General features: G+C 56.7%; 13 protein-coding genes and 1 pseudogene. 4 read left to right on the top strand and 10 right to left on the bottom strand.

Annotated elements, in window-relative coordinates:
* Nucleotides 1–12: 12 nt before the first annotated feature.
* Nucleotides 13–249 carry an AlpA family transcriptional regulator gene (locus A6723_RS31250; protein WP_082450940.1) on the top strand — a complete coding sequence of 79 codons (237 nt, stop codon included), beginning with the start codon at nucleotides 13–15 and terminating at the stop codon, nucleotides 247–249.
* Nucleotides 250–315: 66 nt separating this feature from the next.
* Here the strand turns inward: A6723_RS31250 and A6723_RS12980 are convergent, their stop codons facing one another.
* The 3 genes from A6723_RS12980 to A6723_RS12970 all read right to left on the bottom strand — a co-directional run bounded on the left by A6723_RS12980 (nucleotide 316) and on the right by A6723_RS12970 (nucleotide 5,216).
* Nucleotides 316–3,069, bottom strand: a complete 2,754-nt coding sequence (locus A6723_RS12980; RefSeq protein WP_256546899.1) for a UvrD-helicase domain-containing protein — start codon at nucleotides 3,067–3,069, stop codon at nucleotides 316–318.
* A gap of 306 nt (nucleotides 3,070–3,375) precedes the next feature.
* Nucleotides 3,376–4,578 carry an ImmA/IrrE family metallo-endopeptidase gene (locus A6723_RS12975; protein WP_054911299.1) on the bottom strand — a complete coding sequence of 401 codons (1,203 nt, stop codon included), beginning with the start codon at nucleotides 4,576–4,578 and terminating at the stop codon, nucleotides 3,376–3,378.
* Nucleotides 4,575–5,216, bottom strand: a complete 642-nt coding sequence (locus A6723_RS12970; protein WP_054911298.1) for a hypothetical protein — start codon at nucleotides 5,214–5,216, stop codon at nucleotides 4,575–4,577. The genes A6723_RS12975 and A6723_RS12970 overlap by 4 nt, the downstream gene beginning before the upstream one ends.
* 416 nt (nucleotides 5,217–5,632) lie before the next feature.
* On the opposite strand from A6723_RS12970, the gene A6723_RS12965 reads away from it, so the two are divergent.
* Nucleotides 5,633–6,343 (top strand): hypothetical protein, encoded by a 711-nt coding sequence (locus A6723_RS12965; protein WP_064979696.1) that lies wholly within the window; start codon nucleotides 5,633–5,635, stop codon nucleotides 6,341–6,343.
* 52 nt (nucleotides 6,344–6,395) lie between these two features.
* Here the strand turns inward: A6723_RS12965 and A6723_RS12960 are convergent, their stop codons facing one another.
* From A6723_RS12960 to A6723_RS12935, 7 genes are all read right to left on the bottom strand, one after another.
* On the bottom strand, nucleotides 6,396–9,527 hold the full coding sequence (locus tag A6723_RS12960) for a helicase-related protein (protein WP_054910790.1): 3,132 nt from the start codon (nucleotides 9,525–9,527) through the stop codon (nucleotides 6,396–6,398).
* Entirely contained in the window at nucleotides 9,517–11,376 is a 1,860-nt protein-coding gene (locus tag A6723_RS12955) for a phospholipase D family protein (protein ID WP_054910789.1), read from the bottom strand. The genes A6723_RS12960 and A6723_RS12955 overlap by 11 nt, the downstream gene beginning before the upstream one ends.
* Entirely contained in the window at nucleotides 11,366–12,544 is a 1,179-nt protein-coding gene (locus A6723_RS12950; protein ID WP_054910788.1) for a DUF6361 family protein, read from the bottom strand. Before A6723_RS12950 ends, A6723_RS12955 begins: the two co-directional genes overlap by 11 nt.
* A gap of 111 nt (nucleotides 12,545–12,655) precedes the next feature.
* Nucleotides 12,656–13,333, bottom strand: coding sequence for a hypothetical protein (locus A6723_RS31745; protein WP_139092972.1), 678 nt, complete (start codon nucleotides 13,331–13,333; stop codon nucleotides 12,656–12,658).
* A 109-nt stretch (nucleotides 13,334–13,442) separates the two neighbouring features.
* Nucleotides 13,443–14,060, bottom strand: coding sequence for a hypothetical protein (locus A6723_RS12940; RefSeq protein ID WP_054910786.1), 618 nt, complete (start codon nucleotides 14,058–14,060; stop codon nucleotides 13,443–13,445).
* Nucleotides 14,061–14,402: 342 nt separating this feature from the next.
* A complete protein-coding gene (locus A6723_RS32410; protein WP_256235602.1) occupies nucleotides 14,403–14,531 on the bottom strand; it encodes a hypothetical protein in 129 nt (42 codons plus the stop codon).
* A gap of 349 nt (nucleotides 14,532–14,880) precedes the next feature.
* The gene (locus A6723_RS12935) at nucleotides 14,881–15,942 is read right to left on the bottom strand and encodes an ADP-ribosylglycohydrolase family protein (RefSeq protein ID WP_054910785.1); all 1,062 of its coding nucleotides are present in this window, start codon (nucleotides 15,940–15,942) and stop codon (nucleotides 14,881–14,883) included.
* Nucleotides 15,943–16,265: 323 nt separating this feature from the next.
* Between A6723_RS12935 and A6723_RS12930 the strand changes: the two genes are divergently transcribed.
* Nucleotides 16,266–17,138: a WYL domain-containing protein gene (locus A6723_RS12930; RefSeq protein WP_054910784.1), complete on the top strand. Its 873-nt coding sequence runs from the start codon at nucleotides 16,266–16,268 to the stop codon at nucleotides 17,136–17,138.
* Between the two features lie 172 nt (nucleotides 17,139–17,310).
* Nucleotides 17,311–17,523, top strand: a pseudogene (locus A6723_RS12925) (hypothetical protein); the annotation flags it as partial.
* Nucleotides 17,524–17,610 lie beyond the last annotated feature (87 nt).

Below are 17,610 nucleotides of genomic sequence, written 5' to 3'. Positions count from 1 at the left end.
AGGTGAGTTTTTATGAGAATAATGCGCCTGAGAGAAGTCATCAGTATGACAGGCCTTGCTCGGTCCACAATATACCAACTTATTGGCACAGGCGAATTCCCAAAACCTGTTCCGCTAGTTGGCCGTAGCGTCGGTTGGGTTGAACCTGAGGTGCAGGAATGGATTAAGGCTAAGATTGCGCTGCGGGATCTTCGCGAAACATCGAGTACTTCAGCTTTTGACTCGAGTTCAGCGTGGTCTCAAACATGAGATTCCTTAGCCAAGTACGTTCGAGCCAAGCTCCAACGTCCTCACGTTTCGATATAAGCATTACCGTCACATTTTCTGAGGTCGCGCTGGAGGCGCGCCTATTTGCCCATATTCCTTATGCCGGCAAGATTTAGGGTCATTACTGCGGTAATCAGAGCATCCCCAGAATTTAAATGCTTGCTTGTAAGACATTTCACCGCCGCTTAAGGGGCAGATGGGTATCCACCAGCCGCAGGATGCTTTGACACATTGTCTAAATCGTCCAACCGTCTCCATTGGGGAATTGCACCTTTGACAGCTATTCTCCGTGTGCTCGCAGCGTGGATAGTTTGTGCAGCCCATGAAGACTGTACCGGAGTTTTTATTCGTGCGAGCCACGAGGTAACCTAGTTTGCATACCGGACAATTAGCCTCTAGCGCATGAAGCTGTTCGTCGCTGACCGCAAACTCATCGAGATCTAGCGGGTACTCACCCTTGACGAGCTCCTGTACGAATGGCGAACATTTGCGCATATCACACGGCAGATAAACCCTGTGCTTTGCTCGGGTCAGCGCCACGTAGAAGAGTCGTCGTTCTTCCGCGTGAGGGTAAGCCTCACGCTCAGGGAGCAATGCCTCAATTAGAGGGTGCGTAACGATTTCAGAGGGCAGTCCATATTTGCCTTTGGTGAGGCCGAGCACCACGACATAATCGGCTTCCTTGCCCTTCGACCGATGAATTGTGTCGGTTTTAAAGTTCAGATTGGGAAAGAGGTTTTTGAACCGACGCAGCTCATCATTTTCGGGTAGGTCGTGTGTGAACCTGGCAAGGAAATAGACTGATGAGTTTGGGGGCGCTATTTGATGGATTCGATCAACGACCTGGTACCTAGCGTCCTCGGTGCTCTTCTCCGTTCTCAGTAATGATACTGTTGGATCCGTTGCGGCTTCGTGTGACGTGATCTGCTTGGTCAGCTGACTGCTGTTCTGCATGACAAAGCGGCTGGCGACATCACCAATTTTGCTGTTGAATCGAAATGTTTTATCCAGATCGCTGATTGAGGTAGGACCGAAGCGCTCTCTGAACCGTGAGGTGAAGCTGATATCGCTGCCCGTGAAACGATAGATAGATTGCCAGTCATCCCCAACACAAAAGAGTGAGACGTCTCCGCGCTTTTCGCGAAGCATCTGAACCAGTTGTGCTCGGGATTTGGCGATGTCTTGGAACTCGTCAACGACGATGTATCTCCAAGGTACATCGAATTTCCCGCTAAGAAGGTAGGCTGTAGCTCTGTTGATCATGTCGTCGAAATCGACCTGATTGTCTTCGCGAAGCTTCCGCTCATAGGCCTCAGAAATTGGAGTCAGCAGATCCAATGCTGCGCTGACTTGGGGCGAGCTTCGAGCCAGGTTTGTTCGTTCCTGCTCAGACAAGTTGGCCGCTTTAAGCAGGCCGAGCATTTCCGTCAGTATCTTCGAGAATTCAGTGATTACCCCGAATTCCCGGAGCGTCTCTAGGACAGCTTCAGGAGGCAGCGGGTTGAGGGTTACACCAGCCTTGAGCAAACTCTCTTCAAGGACCGTTAGCAAGGTACCTTTCTGCTTCTGGTGATGATAGGTCTCGATCAGAGGTGTGCCTGCAAGCCCATGAACCTTCCGCTTCCACGCCATGTCATCGTGGTACTTTTTGCAGTCGATATAGGGCGCCGTCTTGCCCTGCTCATCGATGCCGAAATGCTCAATATAGATCCCATAGTCAGGTAGGAAAAAGTCTGGCTTGTAGGGGCCTCGCTCTCTCGACTGTTCAGGGGTTTTATAGAGCGCTTCGTACTGGTACTCGACCCCATTTTTGAATAGAAAATTGGCGATGTCGCATTCACCAAAACCTTTTACCTTCTCGCTTTTGAGGGTGCGAACGTTATTGTCGTTGAGGAACTGGTAGTAGTCGCCGAGCGTCTTGAAATCGAATGGGTTTTTGGCGGGGAATAGCCAGTGTTCAAAGTATGTGAGCAGCAGTTGTCGATACTGAGGGTCTTCTTGCTGAAGGCGCTCGAACGTCTGGTCGACGAACTTTGTTTTGAGTACGGCGTCATTCGCCATTGCGCTAACAGATGCTTCTTTGTCTTCAACGTATTCAACGATGTAGCGGCCAAGAGCGTGGAAGGTCTCGGCAGTGACACCTTTTACGCCAAGGCGCTTTTCAAGCCGTTCCCTCATTTCAGCAGCGGCTGTGCTTCCGTAGGCTAGCAGCAGGATCTCTTCCGGCCGCGCTTGGCCGCTTTGCACAAGAAATGCGACCCGGCCGATCACCGTGCTGGTCTTGCCGGTACCCGCTCCCGCAAGGATCAGATTGTTATCCTCATCGATAACGCATGCCTCTCGTTGTTTTGGCGAGAGCGGTTTGCTTTCTACGGTATCGAAGAGTTTCTGGTGACGCGACAGAGTCTGCTGGATGTATCGCTCGCGAGAGTTCTTGAGCCATGCATCCGGTGTCTGAACGAAGTCAATCGTGGCACGTAGGAAGTTACTCTGCTCAGATTCAAGAATACCTTCAGGAGGCGCTGGTGGCAGTTGCGGGCGCAAGGAATGGATCTGTTGAGCGATAGGTTGCCACTGGGATGAGCGTACATAGCCTTCCCTGGGAAGCGAGTGGGCGAATCGCGCCATGTGATTCTTGATGCCGATGATTCGTGGGGTGTACCAGGCCCTTACGATCTGTACCCAGGCCTCATCACGATGCGCTTTGCTGCCAAAATAGAGACGCACAGCCCCACTAGGGAGGTGGACAGACACATGATGAGTAAACCAGGCATGCCCTTTGTCAGGCATGGATTCAATCATTACCCAGTCGATTGTCTGAGGGCCTTTTCGGCTGACGAGTTCAATGCCTTGATTTGAAATGTTGGCTGATTGAACGTCGACAGGAAGCCATCTGGCCCACCAGGGAAAACGGAGGTTCCTAATCATTCGCTCTCGCCCCATGACCGGGAGGGGCAATTCCTTTTTGCAATCTGGGGGAGTCGATTTGCCGATGCTTCAGCCAGGTTGTTGAGCAATCGTCATCTGCTCAGTGCGCCTGCTTTTTCTGAAGCCATAGGCGTTCATGGTCTCTGACTCGGGCCACGAGCTGGTGGCCCGAGCAGGCGATTATTTTGTTCTGTTGAAAGGCAGCACTACCGCCGTTTCGTGGGTATCACCGGCCGGCGCTCTGCTTACCGCGCTTTTCAATTTTGCCAGGTGTGCTACGGCAGATTGTCCAGAAAGATAGTGCTTGGGCAGCCCCGCTAGCATCTCGACATCCTTGGCTCCCAGGCCGACATAGCCCACAACTGATTCGAGCGGCATGACGCCAGAAGAGGCAAGCAGTTCAACCGTACGTTTGAGCAGGCGAACCTGCTCTGGAGTACGTCCGTCATCACCAGGTTCTGCTTTTGCACCCCAACGGGCTGAGCGGCGTTTGAAGAGCTGGGCTTTCGCATTGTTATCGATGACTCTCAGCGCAAACAGACGCATGATCATGGCGCCAACTGATACCCCCCAGCGTTGTTTCAGAAGGAGCAGGCTGTCGAGCGTGACTGGGGTTTTTACATCAGCAGCAAAGCTGTCTGCGGGCAGCAAGAACGCCCCGGCAAAACGGTGGGCCTGATTCTCCATCAGGTTGTAGCGATCAGGGTCTGTAGATCGTTCTATGCCTTTGTGAAGAATGAGGTGACCTAACTCATGAGCAAGATCGAACCTGCTCCGGAAGGCATTACTCTTGTCTGCCGATAGCAGAACAATAGGTCGCTGCAAGGCAGAGCTCCAGGCAGAGAGGCCCTCGATAGTGGCAATTCCTGTCTCCTCTCGAACCAGGATCACGCCTGCACCCTCGACCGCCATGGCAAGGTCCGGAATAGCACGGCGTCCCAGCCCCCAGAGGTCTCGGCATTCGCAAGCGGCTTGCTCGATATCAGCGTTGGTGATTTGTTCGGGGTCGGTAAAAGATCGGATAGGCAGGTTGACGTCTGGAAAGTCGACGAACTCGCTAAGCGCCAAAGCAATGTCTTGAGCCCATTCAAGGCGAGCCCCCAGTTTTGCTCGGGCAGTTGCAAGAGCTGAGGCGTTGCTACGATAAAGCGGCAGTGAGCATCTTTCTGGAAGCGGCCTCGTGAACCACTCGGGGCTTACATCCGTCGCTTTAGATAAACTGGCAAGTGCCTCTGCTTCCGGAGCCTGTTGTCCGTTTTTCCACTTACTGATCGTGGCAGGGGAGACCCCTACCAAGCCTGCCAACTCAACTTGAGAGAGCCCTCGAGCAGCGAGCACCTGAATTAGGCGCTCGGGCTCGAAATCTGTAATTCCACGACTCATGATGCAGCCTGTTGCCCTGTTTTGAGCGCACCGCTTTTGAGTGTCGGCGTCACGCGGTCGACCTGCGGCGGTACTTCATCGTATCGGGCCAGGAACTGTTTGAGGGGCTCACGAAACAGCCAGCCCTCCATTTTTGCATCGGGCACGGCAATAAAAACTTGGATAGGCTGCTCAGGCTGGTGGTGCAGCGAGCCACTGAAGCATGCGACGAAGAAGAATGTGCCAGTTGTAATTGTTTCAGGCGTGAACAGTGACGGCTGAACCAAATGCGTCATGGCCTGGTTCGCTTCAGAGAGCTTGCGGCGGATGGAGCTGCGCTTAGCGTTGTTCCAAACTGTTGAAGACATGTTCACCCGGCTGAACTTGAACATACCCGCTTGCCCCACCACAACACCATTGCCTTGGAGCGGAGCATGCTCTGCGCCTGCGGCCAATAGCGCTTCGCTGAAGAGCTCGTTCATATGAAAGTGACGCATTTGCCCCAAGGCATTCTTGCGGTGCTTTTTGCTGAGATCTTTGGTCGCAAGGTAGGCACGCATTGCTCCTGCATCGAATGCATCTTCGACGCCCATAACAAGGTCGCGCGGTACGTTGGCGATGAGAAGGTCAGGGATGGAAGTGGCGTGGCGATGGGGCATGGGGTGGCTCTCTTGTTTCGGTTGTCGGGATTATATCCCTAAAAAATTTCGTGTGAATACTAGATTGTGAGTTTTCTGCGCTTTAGTGGCGGTGTTGTGGGCTACGGTTGCTACGATCAGCGTAGTGACGCTCGAGACACAGGAATGCAATCAGATCCGGTGCAAGCGCTTTCTAGCGGAGATGGAACAGGTGATGTCGTGGATAGGGTTGCTGGTGCTGAGTGAGCTGTTCTATATCCCTAAGACCGGCAATGGCCGGCCGGGTGTACCCGTTGTGGGCGATCTGTTGCGCCGGAGCCTTGGCATGTGCCATTCCTGTCGAAACTGCAGCGGTGCCGAATGCGCAGTCGATATGCGTTGCTGGTGTATTCGTTGGTGCGACATGGCGTACTCAACCGTGGAGCCTAGGAGGATGGATGTATCCTGACGATTTCAATTTTTCCGGTTATCTCAAGTTCAGGGTCCTGACGGGAGATATCGATTTCTCTGCCCTGGTGGAGGTGCTGAGCGAGAAAGGCTACATCACCGAAGTCGACTTTCCCGAGGGAGCAGGATTGTGTTCTAGCCACATGGAAATGTTTGGCCAGGAAGAGTTCGACGCACTCTTCGCCTTCTTTTATCCCGGCCGGTTGAACACCATCAATTTGAGTTGCATCGCCACTAACGAGGGCGGAGCATGCCCCGCGGGGGCTTACGCCTATGCGCTGATCAACAGGAATGTGCTCTCGGAGCGGGAAGGGCTGGATATCCTGGAACGCGAGAACTATGCGAGCGAGTTCTCCGAGTTTGACCTGGGGTGGGCCAGAGAAGACCTTCTCGAATACCTAAAGGCCTCTACGGGGAGGTTGTCCGAGAAAAGCGTTCAGAACGAACTGAAAAGGCGCCAGGATAGAGTGTTACTAATCGAGGAAAGATTGAAAGCGCTTGGCTTACTGCCACTAACGGAAGAAGAAAAAGTTTGGCAGGAGCTGGACAAAAATTTCCCTTTCGCTCGTAGCCGGGACGAGGTCGAACTGAGTGGTGTGCGTTACATTAGGATTTTCCACCCCGCTGAAAAGAATGGTGAGGGCAAAGTGCTCAAGTGGGCCAAGAGCTGGCGAAGGCTAGGTGAGCAAAACAATATCTGAGGCGGCCGTCACCCTTTGCCTTCGGAGACAGCAGTCCACGCGGGCTTGCTCGTTAGGGCTGAAGTCTGATCTGCAACGCCTCAAGCTCATCCATCGTCATATCGCCCTCTAGAAGGCCGCCGAGATAGTTCAGCAGGTCATCTTGTCGGGGCTGGCCGAACGCTAGTCGGTAGACAGTTAGGCTGCGCTTTAGCCATTCGAGGCGCTGGGTTTCGCGGCTGAAGGGAAGGGCCGGTACGCGTCGCTCCACCTTCACCGGCCCCTCGCATAGCCAATAAGGAGCGAGGTCCGTGTCGGAGTCAGTGGATGCCCTTGCTGCAGTGAACATCTGCGCCCAGGGGTCAGACGAAACAGCACCGTGTGCCCAAAGCTCGTGACCATGATTGTGAGCCACGTTCAGACGGACGGCGTGCCCCTTAAAGCGATGGACTCGACCTTCCCGCTGCTCCAGGTCGACCGGATTGCCGGGTAGGTTCCAGTGGTACACACGGTAGCAGTAGGGGTGGAAATCGAGTCCCTCTTGACCGACGGAGGTCGTGGCTAGCACAAAGGGACGGAACGGCGAATTGAATGCGTCGCGCACGCCGCCCAGCCGCGCGACGGCCCCTTCTTCGTCACGGTAGTCTGCCAGGCGCATGGCGAAACGGCCACGCATTTGGAATTTGTCTACTTTCAGGCGCCCCTCGACGATCGAGGGATTGTCGACATCAATCTGCGAGGGACGGATCGAGAGCGCGTCGGCCATGACTTTACCGAGTCCGATTACTCGTTCTCCAGGTGATATTGCGCTTAGGCCCAGAGCATCTACGAGGTAGTGTGCATACTCATCGAGAACTGCCTGGAGGTTCTGCTCCGCCGAGAAGGTGAGGACCCGGTGCCAATAGCGATCTTCTTCGCCTCGCCGCAACAAGGCGACTGCCTCGTGCTGATTGAACAGCGTCCGGAAGCCCCAGGCGACGCTGGCTGCCGCGCTCAGGAGGCTCGGATCGTCCCATGCCAAATCGGGCGCCACGCGTCGCAGCGCGCGAAGCGCGCAGATCGCAGGGCTTCCCAAGGCCACATCAACCAGTAGGTCCAGGGCGTCGGTGCTCACTGAGCCAAGATCGCCGACTGCTGCCACTTTCATGGCTTCGACGTGATCCTTAAAGGCGTCCTCGCTGGCCAAATTACCCATCCCTTCCGACGCATCGATCCACTTCAGGGCGCCATTCCCCGCCATGACGTCGATGGCCGCGGGCAGCGCCCATTCGGCAAAACTACCTTCTGACTCGGCCGACCCGCGCGCGACCATATCGGTCAATTTCCCCTTCAGCTGTTCGGCAACGTGCGATCGCATGTCGGCGTAGGACAGGCGCTCGGAAGATCCAGCGACCACCGCTAGGGGGTCGCCGAGTTCGGCCAAAACCGGAGACGGATAGATCAACAGCAGGGCACGCAGACCTGCCAGGCGGCCGTTCGCCAACCGGAACTGAAGGGGGCGTGGCCGCTTTAGGTCAAAATATCCACGGCCGGTTTGGCCAGCGCCCATACGCCGCTCGGCTTCGTAGGAAAGTACCGCGGCAATGGCGTCCGGCACCATTGTCCAAGACGAAAAAATCAGCGCTTTGGTTGGTCGGGTGTCTGGAGTCCTATAACCGTAGTAGGGGAGCGCTGGAGGGATCCAGAGGCTCTGCTCGAGGCTGTCCTTGAAGACGTCTTCCATCACCGCGCGCATCCGCCCGTTGGCTGGTTCTATCGGCGCGTAAGCGTTGAGCTGATCATGGTCGAGGCAGGCATTCTTGGCTGTCGCCAAGGCGTTGACTAGGGCAGCGGAAGGCTTGGTTCCCTCCTTCCCCTTCATGGCCCGCTTCAGCGCGTAATCGCGCATGAAGTTGAGCAGGTAGGGCGCCGACTTCCAATATTCGATGACGTCAGGTGCTTCGAGGGCTCGAGCTACGCCGGAGACCGCCATCGCTTGGCGCAGGTCGTCAACGTGGACGGTAAGATCCATTTGCGGCTCACAGACCATGGAGTCGCGGTCGATGGTGCTGGAGACCCGTTCGGTACGGCACATGACCTGCTTCAGAGTGGTTTCCACCTTAGCCTTCTGAACCATGGCCTTGCCCCTGGCGGCGGGCAGCCCATGAAGGGCGGTCCGGAAGGCGCGCATTTCTTGGTCCAATGCGCTCACCATTTCCCGACCTCGGGCCTGTCCAAAGAGGAAGGTCAAGGTCTCCAGGAAGTCGTCATAATGCTCGCCGTCTTCGGTTTGGTCTCCTTGAAGTGTGAGCATTCGGTACGGTGTGGCCGAGAGCAGCAGGGTGCGCGCGGCATTGCCTTTATGGTCTCGGTAGTTGAATAGCTCTCGCGCTAAGTAGGCGGCGTCGCTTTCACCGTGCAGTAGATCCGGGAAGCGCTGAAACTCGTCCATGATGATGAGGTCAGGCTGCAGCGCATCCACGCAGGCGTGGCTGAGTTTGCCCCGCAGACGGGCGATCACCGCGTTTCGAGTGCGGGTCATGACGGAGGGGTATCGAGCCCGCCGCCGTCGGAAGAGCTCGATGGTTTTCTCTAATTCGCCGGCCAGAGCTGCGTCCTGGCTGACATCCTTTCGGAAGCGGTTGATCAGGGCTGTATCGACCCCGTTGAGCGAAACGTAGTGCTTGATCCAATATTCCCAACGCTCGGCGCCGACATCGCACTGCAACAGGTTCTGCAGTCCGCGTGGCGAACTGACCTCGGGCCGAAGCAAATGGAACAACAGGGCGCGCTCCTCAGCGACGCCAGTCGACGATCGAAGGTCGAACGTCGTGCCTGGAGTCAGGCTGATGAAGTTGACCTTGTTGGCGTTGAGCGAACTTTCGCCCCGCATCTGCAGCGGCACCAGCGTCATACGGGTCGGTAGAGCCAGCGCTTGGCGTCCAAGGACGTTCAGCCGATTGAGGTTCTGAGCGGCGATAGCCTGGTTCGAGCAGATGTAGAGGATGTCGATCCGGTCGGTTTTGTCCCACAGATGCTCAATGGCACGGGCGATAACGCCGCGCGCGACCAGCGTCTTGCCAAGGCCCACCTCGTCGGCGACGAGGAATTGGAAGGCGGGATTTTCGGAGTTGTAGAAGCGCTCAAAGACGTAGTCGACCGTGCGGCGCTGGAAGGCTTTCAATGACTGAAGTGCCGATCCAGCCTTGAACGGATCAGTGGACATGGCTTGCCTCCTCGGGCATCGCCAACCGGAAGGCCTCCCAAAGTACGCGAAACTCTGTCGGGACCGGATCGGTAGTGGAGTCTTCGGCGGTCAGGCGCCTGATCAAGCGCTCGACTGCGGATAGGCGGCCATCACCGGCGCAGAGCGCACGTACCAGGTCTTCGAGTAGGGGCACTTCGTCCGCCCGCCCGCGGCCCCATGCGCCTTCACTGCCGCCGGGCTGCGCGGCCAAGGCCGCGGCGAACGGGTCACCAAGCTCAGAAAGCAGTAGCCGCAGATAGCGGAAGAAAGCGTCACGGTTGGTGATGATCGCGCGGAAGATCGCGGAATGACGCTCAACCGGAAGGCCGTCCATTGGTAAGCCAATACTGAACAGCAGGCGGGCGTCACTGTCGGAGTCAGCCAGTTGAAAGGCGATGAACCGGGTGACGTCCGCCAGAGGCATGACTCCCAGATCGACGTCCTCCCCTGCGGCCAGCGCAGCCAGGACATCACGATGATGCCCCTCGCCGCGGGTGATCGGCCAAACAAAGGCGCTGGCAAGGCTGGTGACAGCTAGCGGTTGTACGCAGATCAGCCAGACCCGCCACCCAGCGGCGTCCTCACCTTCAGCAGGGGCGCGTTCGCAGCACAGCGCCAAGCCAGCCTTGCAGATTAAGCGACGTACATCCTCCAGGCGCCGTTCTGCCGCCTTATCCGCAGCGGCGTCCGCCGAGACATCGCTGGCAACGAAGGGGCACAGCAGCCGCCCGAAGCCTTGAGCGCCCAGGATGTTCTCAACGCTGCCTACTTTGGAGGACTTGCCTGTGATGGTCGCAAACACCTCGACGTTGTTGGCCGACTTGCGGTTGGCAAGCGCCGCTTGGGTGGCGTTGCCGGAGCCAACTGTCAGGACGGTGTCCCAGCCGACCTCCTGTATAAATGCCTTGGCATGGAGGCCTTGCAGGCTTTCCGGTGCTGCCTCTTCACCGTCCTCGCTGGCGGCCATGTCATCGAGCACACTGACTCGCTCGTAAAGAGCTAGGGTGTCGGCCGAGCAAGCGGCCAGTTCGTCGCTCCGTCCCACCAGTACTGGCTTCTCGCGGCTTAGCCTTGCCAGTTGAATAAGGGTAGTGTCGTCACAGAACGGAGAAATGACGCCCATTCGAGTGCAAGCTGACGGTGACCAAGCCTCTGACTCTATGCCGTTGACTGCCAGGCTCAGGGTATCAAAATGCTCGGGCAGCACCCATGCAGCTCGATTGAGATCGCCGGCGACATCGAGGGTCAGTGCCCTGACGTCCTCGGATACTGGCTGCACGGTGATCCGTGGCAGGCGCTTGAGAAGGTCGACGATTGGCTTATTGTCCGGCACCACTCGACGGGTAACGTCGCCATCCAGACAAAGGGAAATGTCCCAAGAGCGGTCTTGAGTCAGATTCCGCGACAGCACCAAGAGCCGCATTTTTGCAGCCCCACTACCCGACTGTGGTTTGAAGCGCAGAACCCAGATTTTCGGGTGGAAGGCGCCGCCCTGCGGAGCTGCTACGGCAATGATCATCTTCTCCAACAGACTGCAGAGCCGGGACTGCGGCTGGGTCTGAGCTTGGATATGGCCTGCGTCGTAATAGACGGCGAGCCGATCAGTGATACGTTCAGCGCCCTCAAGGAGAGCCAAGGGCTGGCTGAGAATCTCATCGCGATTCTCGGCGGCGAATAGCGCTAGGCTCACCGGCGCGGCCAGGGCCGTCTCGAAGTCGAGGGAGTAGGTAGTGGCGACCGCTGCGTCAAACACATAGCCGGACGGCGCCGATAGGCTTTCGCCGTAAAGGACGCGTACTTCGGGATCCAGGCTAGCTCTATTTGGCATTTAGCAGGTCCTCCAAATGAGACTGGGCCTGCCCCCATCGGAACGACAACGGGTATGCCCCAGAGGCCCCGCCCCAGCGGTCCAGAGCGGTGTGATTGGCGAAGCGCGACTGCGAAGTCTTCAGTTTCCGCTCCCTCTCGCGGACCAGTGCCCTGGCCGCCTGGGAATCCGGCAGACTGGAGGCCCCCATTCTAGCTAACGCCACCCAGTCCTGGACGAAGCGAGTAAGCGCTGGACGGATGGTGTGGGTGTGGTGCGAGACCTCCCGCCAAAAGTCTTCTAGCGACCAGGCTGCGAGGCGTTGGTCGTCCAACTCAGTTGCCCATTGGGCCAGTCGGCCGCGATAGAGTTCGATCCAGTCTTCTCGGGCCCGCAGCTCCGCAAGCTGAAGGTTGTAGAGCAGCGCCGCACCGTGGATGACACCGGAAAAGATCTCCGCATGCTGAACTAGACATCGCGCCTCAGCCGGGAAGTCGCCGAGCGCGGGGTGCTGCCAGATGTAGGCGCATTGACCGTTGTGCGACTGGCCGGAGAGCCAGGTCAGGAGTGAGGTTCGCGCGGAGGCGACTAAGCGGTCGCGAATGAACTGGGCTTCGTCGCCAGTGAGCCTAAAAGAGGCGGTCTCGAGAAGATCGGCAGGGGCGGGTGGCAGGCTTGGATGCCAGTTACCGCTCTGGATATCTTCGAGGCCTTCTGCCTCGACGTCAGAAAGCTGTTGGCGGCGACGGACCGTTGGCAGAGCCCCGTAGTAAGTCGCGCGAGATCCGGGGAACTGGCGGATGCCCCAGGCACCTAGGCCTGCCCAATAGACGGAACTTGGAAGTCGATGAAGTCGCGCCCCGGCGTCTCGACCAATGATACCACTCGTCTCGCCGCCGGCTTTCAGCGCTTGGGAGAGGCGGATCTCCATGCTTCGACCTTCTGCACTGAGTTGGCTGGCCGAGCCGTCGCGTCTTTCAAGCCGGCTCAGGATCCAAGGAATGAACAGCATGTAGCGAAGCCGGGTCTGGATTGTGCTGGTGCCCGGGAACAGGTGGTCGGCGATGGAGTCGCGGATCGCGCCCAAGCCCAGTTCGTCACGGCTCTCGCGCTCCTGGAATAGAGCCATGATGCGTTGCGCGCGTTGACGCTCCGCTTCATCAAAATCAATCCATGCCAAAGACGACATCACCACTCCCGATGGCCAACGCGCAAATTTCTTACGCGCGGCAAAAAAATTACCCCGAAGACCGCACCAACACACCACGTGGAAATTGGGAAGCCTTTCGTTCCTGACCCCCTATCTACGTTTCACAATCGCTAGGGCGTTGGTGATCTTGCATTTGCTGGGAGTGGAACCACTCCAGTGGTTCGACGGGAAACGGCCAGCGTTGGGTACCAAGCCATCTGCGGTCTGAACTTCGAGCACTGCGTTCCAGAGGGAAACCTTGGGCGCCTCGCATAAAGGGTCCAAGCAGAGCAGGTGGGTACATTCAATCTTTGATCCATCGCTGCCTTGGTCGACAAGCTTGCCTTGGTAACCAACTACTAACAGCCAATGTCCTTCACCGCCAGGCCAGTCGACACCGACGATGCTCGAGTGACCCTGACGAATCGCGTCTACCAGTTGCTCCACCATGGCGCGAGTATTGCCTTCCAGGACTTTGATTTCGATCTGGCGACTAAAACACTCACCAAGCCAGTCCAACTCGAACTCATTGGTGCCGTTGCTGATCAGTCCACCGAATTCGGTGAGGCGATTGTGAAACTTTCCTAGCCTAGTGCGTCCGTCGCGCAGCCCCATATAGGAGGCCTCCTCGCGGCGGATGATACCGTTGGTGACTAGCGCCATTAGTAGGCTGTAAGGACCACAGGCACCATCAAGGTCGCCTTGACGAAAATGGACAGCTTCTCCGCGTTCGTTCACTGGACCGGATTCGGACAGGGACAATTGCGGCATGACATTCATTATGTTCATGGAAAGGCTACTTCCTCAGAACGCATAGCGGAGATAGGTTAAGGCCTATCATTTTTAGTGCAGGGGCACCGACGGACTAGATCGTGCAATCCTTGACGCTGTTAGTGGCTCAGTCGAATAGCAGAGCTTTCGTCAGGCTGCGGTCGGGGTCGGGATTGTCCAGTTCATTGGCCATTTTCACCAACTCGGACGCGAGTGCTGCGTATTGCCGCCAATCTGCAAGGAGATGTTCAAATACTTGGTTGACTATCGACTTTGCGTTTTTGGTCATGAATTCTTCGTCGATTTGGTTCCAAGTCTCTTCAAGCAGGTCCTGCTCCAGTGCCTCGGCTAGGATTTCCTGCTGCTCAGAGATTAGGTTGTAGGCTTCTCGACAATTTTCCCGTAGCTGCTCAAGGTAATCGCGAAAGTCCTGCTCATCCTGATCGAACCCTTGCCTGAGGTGTTCAGGCACATCGTTCAGTCCCTTGTAGTGACGGCCACGGCCATCGTGCTTGATGTTCGCAACTAGCAGTTCGAGTTCGTTGAAGACGTTTTCTTCTTCCGGTAACCAACCCGCATCGACATTGCATTCATAAGCCTGCTCTATACAGGCCGAGATAGTTCTCATTTCTTCCGCCAGCGGCGTGCCGGCAAAGAGGCGTGACAACGACTCACGAAGCGTGTCGAACTGCTCGTAGCATTGGTTGTAGTTGCGGAGAATTTCGTTCGCGCGATCCATGCTCATAGTCCGTTCCTTGTGATTGCGTGCCAATGGTGATGTTGTTGCAAGTGTCAGTTGGCGCCAGGGTTCGTGTTCCCTCGCTCGACTGTCAGTTGGATTCGACGTGCTGACTTCATGCGCCGCCCCGGTGGATGCCGGGGAGGGCGGAGGAAGCAGCCGGGCATCAATCGCCTACGTTGAATGTTGCTCATCGAGTGCTGGCATCAGCAGATTGCACGTGTTTGCACGTAGATGTAGCGGGCAATGCCGTCGCCCTTGACTAGCCAGAGATACCCATAGAGTGGCGGAAGCTGCGGGTATGTGGCAACTGGCCAGTTTGGTCCATGGGCTGGCTTGTTTGACTTCCTAGCCATCAACGTCCTGATTCGTTGTCCGAGCTTCCCGCTCGCGCTTCATCTCGCTGTACTCGCGATACAGCTCGTAGCCCTTCTTGGCGACAACAATGACGCCGATAACCGCAAAAAGATTTTTCATGTGCCTGTGCTCCAGGTTCAGAAGTGCTCAGTGTCGATCAAGCCGAAGCGCGTGTTCGAGGCGGGCCTTCATCGTTTCGATAGGTGTTGCCATGCGCCGAACTACTACTGCCGATCCGCATTTCGGGCAGGAGGTATAGCAGTCGTGACCGATTAAAAGTGCATCGCTCTTCGGCACGGTCGTTTTCTGCCACGAACAATGCGGACAGATAAAAGTGAGCGGTGGCGGTGGTATCGGCATAGGGGGACCTTCAGGCCTGGTTGTTCAGTAATTTAGGCGCGCTACGCGACAGCGTGTGTCGCTGGCGCTAGTTTCTTTATGAATCATGCTGTCTAGCAGGGTGCACTAATCACCATCCTGGATATCGCTGGCAGATCTGCTCGTCATGAGTGCGATCCTCACCGCACTCGCCAGCGTAGACACGCGGCACCCTATCAATATCGACGGCTACCTGTTCGATCACTTCGCGCAACTCCAGCGATGCTAGCCAACGCGCGGGAATGCTGGCGCAGCTGAGCTGGATACCGAGCAGATTTCCGGCAATCATTCCGGTACTAACGCTGTCGCCACTGTGATTGACGGCCCAGGTGATGCCTTGCTCGAAGCTGTCGGCCATCAATGCACACCATAGCCCGATAGCCAGTGCTTCCTCGGCTGTCCATCCACCTCCCAATAGTGCAATTACTTTGGGGGTGGGCCGAACGCGCTTCTCATGAAATGCCAATACGAGTTCGATTAACTCGCGTGTCTCGCTCATGCCCTCTCGGTCTCCGTATTGTTGGAGGCTACCCAGGACGGCCTCCTCCAGCGAGCAGGACTTCGGTAGGAGGCGGGAGAGGATGTCTGCAAACAGCCCGGCCGCAAGATATCCGGTTGGATGCCCGTGAGTGAGGCGAGCAGACTCAGCCGCCAGTTCGAAGGGTTCAGGGAAGAATGCATGGGGCGCTACCCTCATGACTCCACCGCAGCCCTTGCTGTCGTTACGCGCTAGCTCGCCAAAAGACTTGCATTCACGCAGTGCCGATAAACATGTCATACCGGGGGCGCGACGAGACCAGAGCGCTTGCTGCTGAATCAGCCATCCGTCTTTCGCCACCTCGGTTGCAGGCTCTCCGCCCTGCGTGAGATACCAGCGCAACAGGGCGTGATGGATCACTGACGGCGGATGGCAAAGACCGCGCGATGCCTGCCTAACTTTGGCGCGCAACAGTCCCTCCGCTGTGAACAGCATCATCTGCGTGTCGTCGGTAATCGCCCCTGTGACGCCATAGGCCTGAGCGAAATTCCGGATGCCTGACGAGCCAAACTTTCGCTCAATAGTCGCCCAATCGAGAAACTCCACTGGAGCCCCCAAGGCATCTCCGACTGCTCCACCGAGCAGGCAGCCCTTGATCCTGTCCAGACGATTCATGTTCCGCTCCTTAGATTTCTTTAGCCGCGCTGACAAAGTTCAAGCTGGCGCTGCAACTGCTAGTCGTAGGCGCGCACGGCTGCGCTTAACTCCGATCACGCATCACTATTGCGTTATGTACAGCGAGCACTGCTTTGAACTGTGCGTTAAGTTCCTGGCGTGGCTGCGTTGGCCGTGGGAGTTTCCACGAACCCCACATCAGCAGTACCGCCAGGGCATCCCTGTTGAATCAGTTGAATGACGGCGTCAGATTATGTAGCTTTGAGCGACATATCCATGGTGTTTACCTGTACAGGTAAAGTTTTCAAACACAAGGAGGCTCAATGAAACGGAAGCAGTCGATCGAATCTGTCCGCTGGGATCTGGCGCTGCGCTATCGCCTGATCGAAACTGTTGCCTGGTGGGAAGGCCGACTGACTACGGGACATCTGATGCAGAGCTTCGGTATCAGTCGGCAGCAGGCGTCGAAGGACATCAACACCTACATCGCCGAGCATGCGCCTAAAAACTTGACATATGACAAGCACCTGAAGGGCTATGTCCCAAGTCTAAAGTTCTCGCCAAAGTTCATCGACAATAGCGCTAGCGCCTACCTTCACCTGTTGAGCCAGAACAAAGAGCGAGCGCCACACATCGAGGGCCTGGCGCTGGCTTATGCGCATACCGAAGTGCTGAAGGTGCCTGATCGCTCTGTACGTCCGGAGGTGTTGCGCCCTTTGGTAAGAGCTTGCCGTGAAGGGCTGCGTCTGGAGTGCGAATATGTCTCTCTGGCCAATCCGGTGCCAGAGACACGCCTCATTGCCCCGCACACCCTCATCTACACCGGCATGCGCTGGCATGTCCGTGCCTTCTGCGAGAAGAATCGAGACTATCGTGACTTCGTTCTTAGCCGTTTCCGCGGTGAACCGGACGTACTGGATGTCTCTGAAAATGGACGAGAAGAGGACCTAGGTTGGTCCTCCGAAGTGACTGTGATCATTGAGCCCGACCCACGCTTGAAGTCAGATCAGAAAGCTATCGTCGCACAGGACTATGGCATGCAGCAGGAGCAACTGCTGATCCCCAGCCGCGGTGCTCTGGTGCAGTACGTGCTGCAGCGTTATCAGATTGATCCGAACAAGATCCAGGCTAAGGCTGCTGCGCAGCAGATCGTGGTGGCGAACCTGGAAGAGCTTCGGCAGTGGATCTATCAGTGACGGGGCAATTCAGTGCTATGGAGCGAATCGTTTAGCCGAACCCAGAGAGTTGATCTGCGCCGTCAATCTACAGTACCCACGTCTCTGTTAGGCGATGTTGCAACGCATCACCATGGTTCTAGCGCCCCAACCGCGCCGCTATCGTTGTGCTATCACGGCAGGGAGCCGTTGTATGCAGTATCAGACCTTGAAAGAACGCCATCGCCGGGAGCGCGATGGCGAACACCTGAACTTGCGCCTGCGTGTGCATCGGGCCTTGAGTTGGCTCGACCGCGCTGAGCAGGCGGACGACCTCGATGGTCGCTTCATCTTCCTGTGGATCGCCTTCAACGCTGCCTACGCCTGCGAGATCGACGTAACCGGCCAGCAAACACACCTTTCTGACCCCACCGCCAAAGGCGATGGTGTCCACCTATTTAAGTGGACACCACTTCTAGCCTTTTAAGAGGGTCTTTCATGCAGCCACAACGCC

This window comes from Pseudomonas sp. AU11447 (assembly GCF_001672555.2).
Lineage (GTDB): Bacteria > Pseudomonadota > Gammaproteobacteria > Pseudomonadales > Pseudomonadaceae > Pseudomonas > Pseudomonas nitroreducens.
The sequence above is the reverse complement of the archived record's forward strand: the minus strand, read 5'-3'. Positions and strand labels throughout refer to the sequence as shown.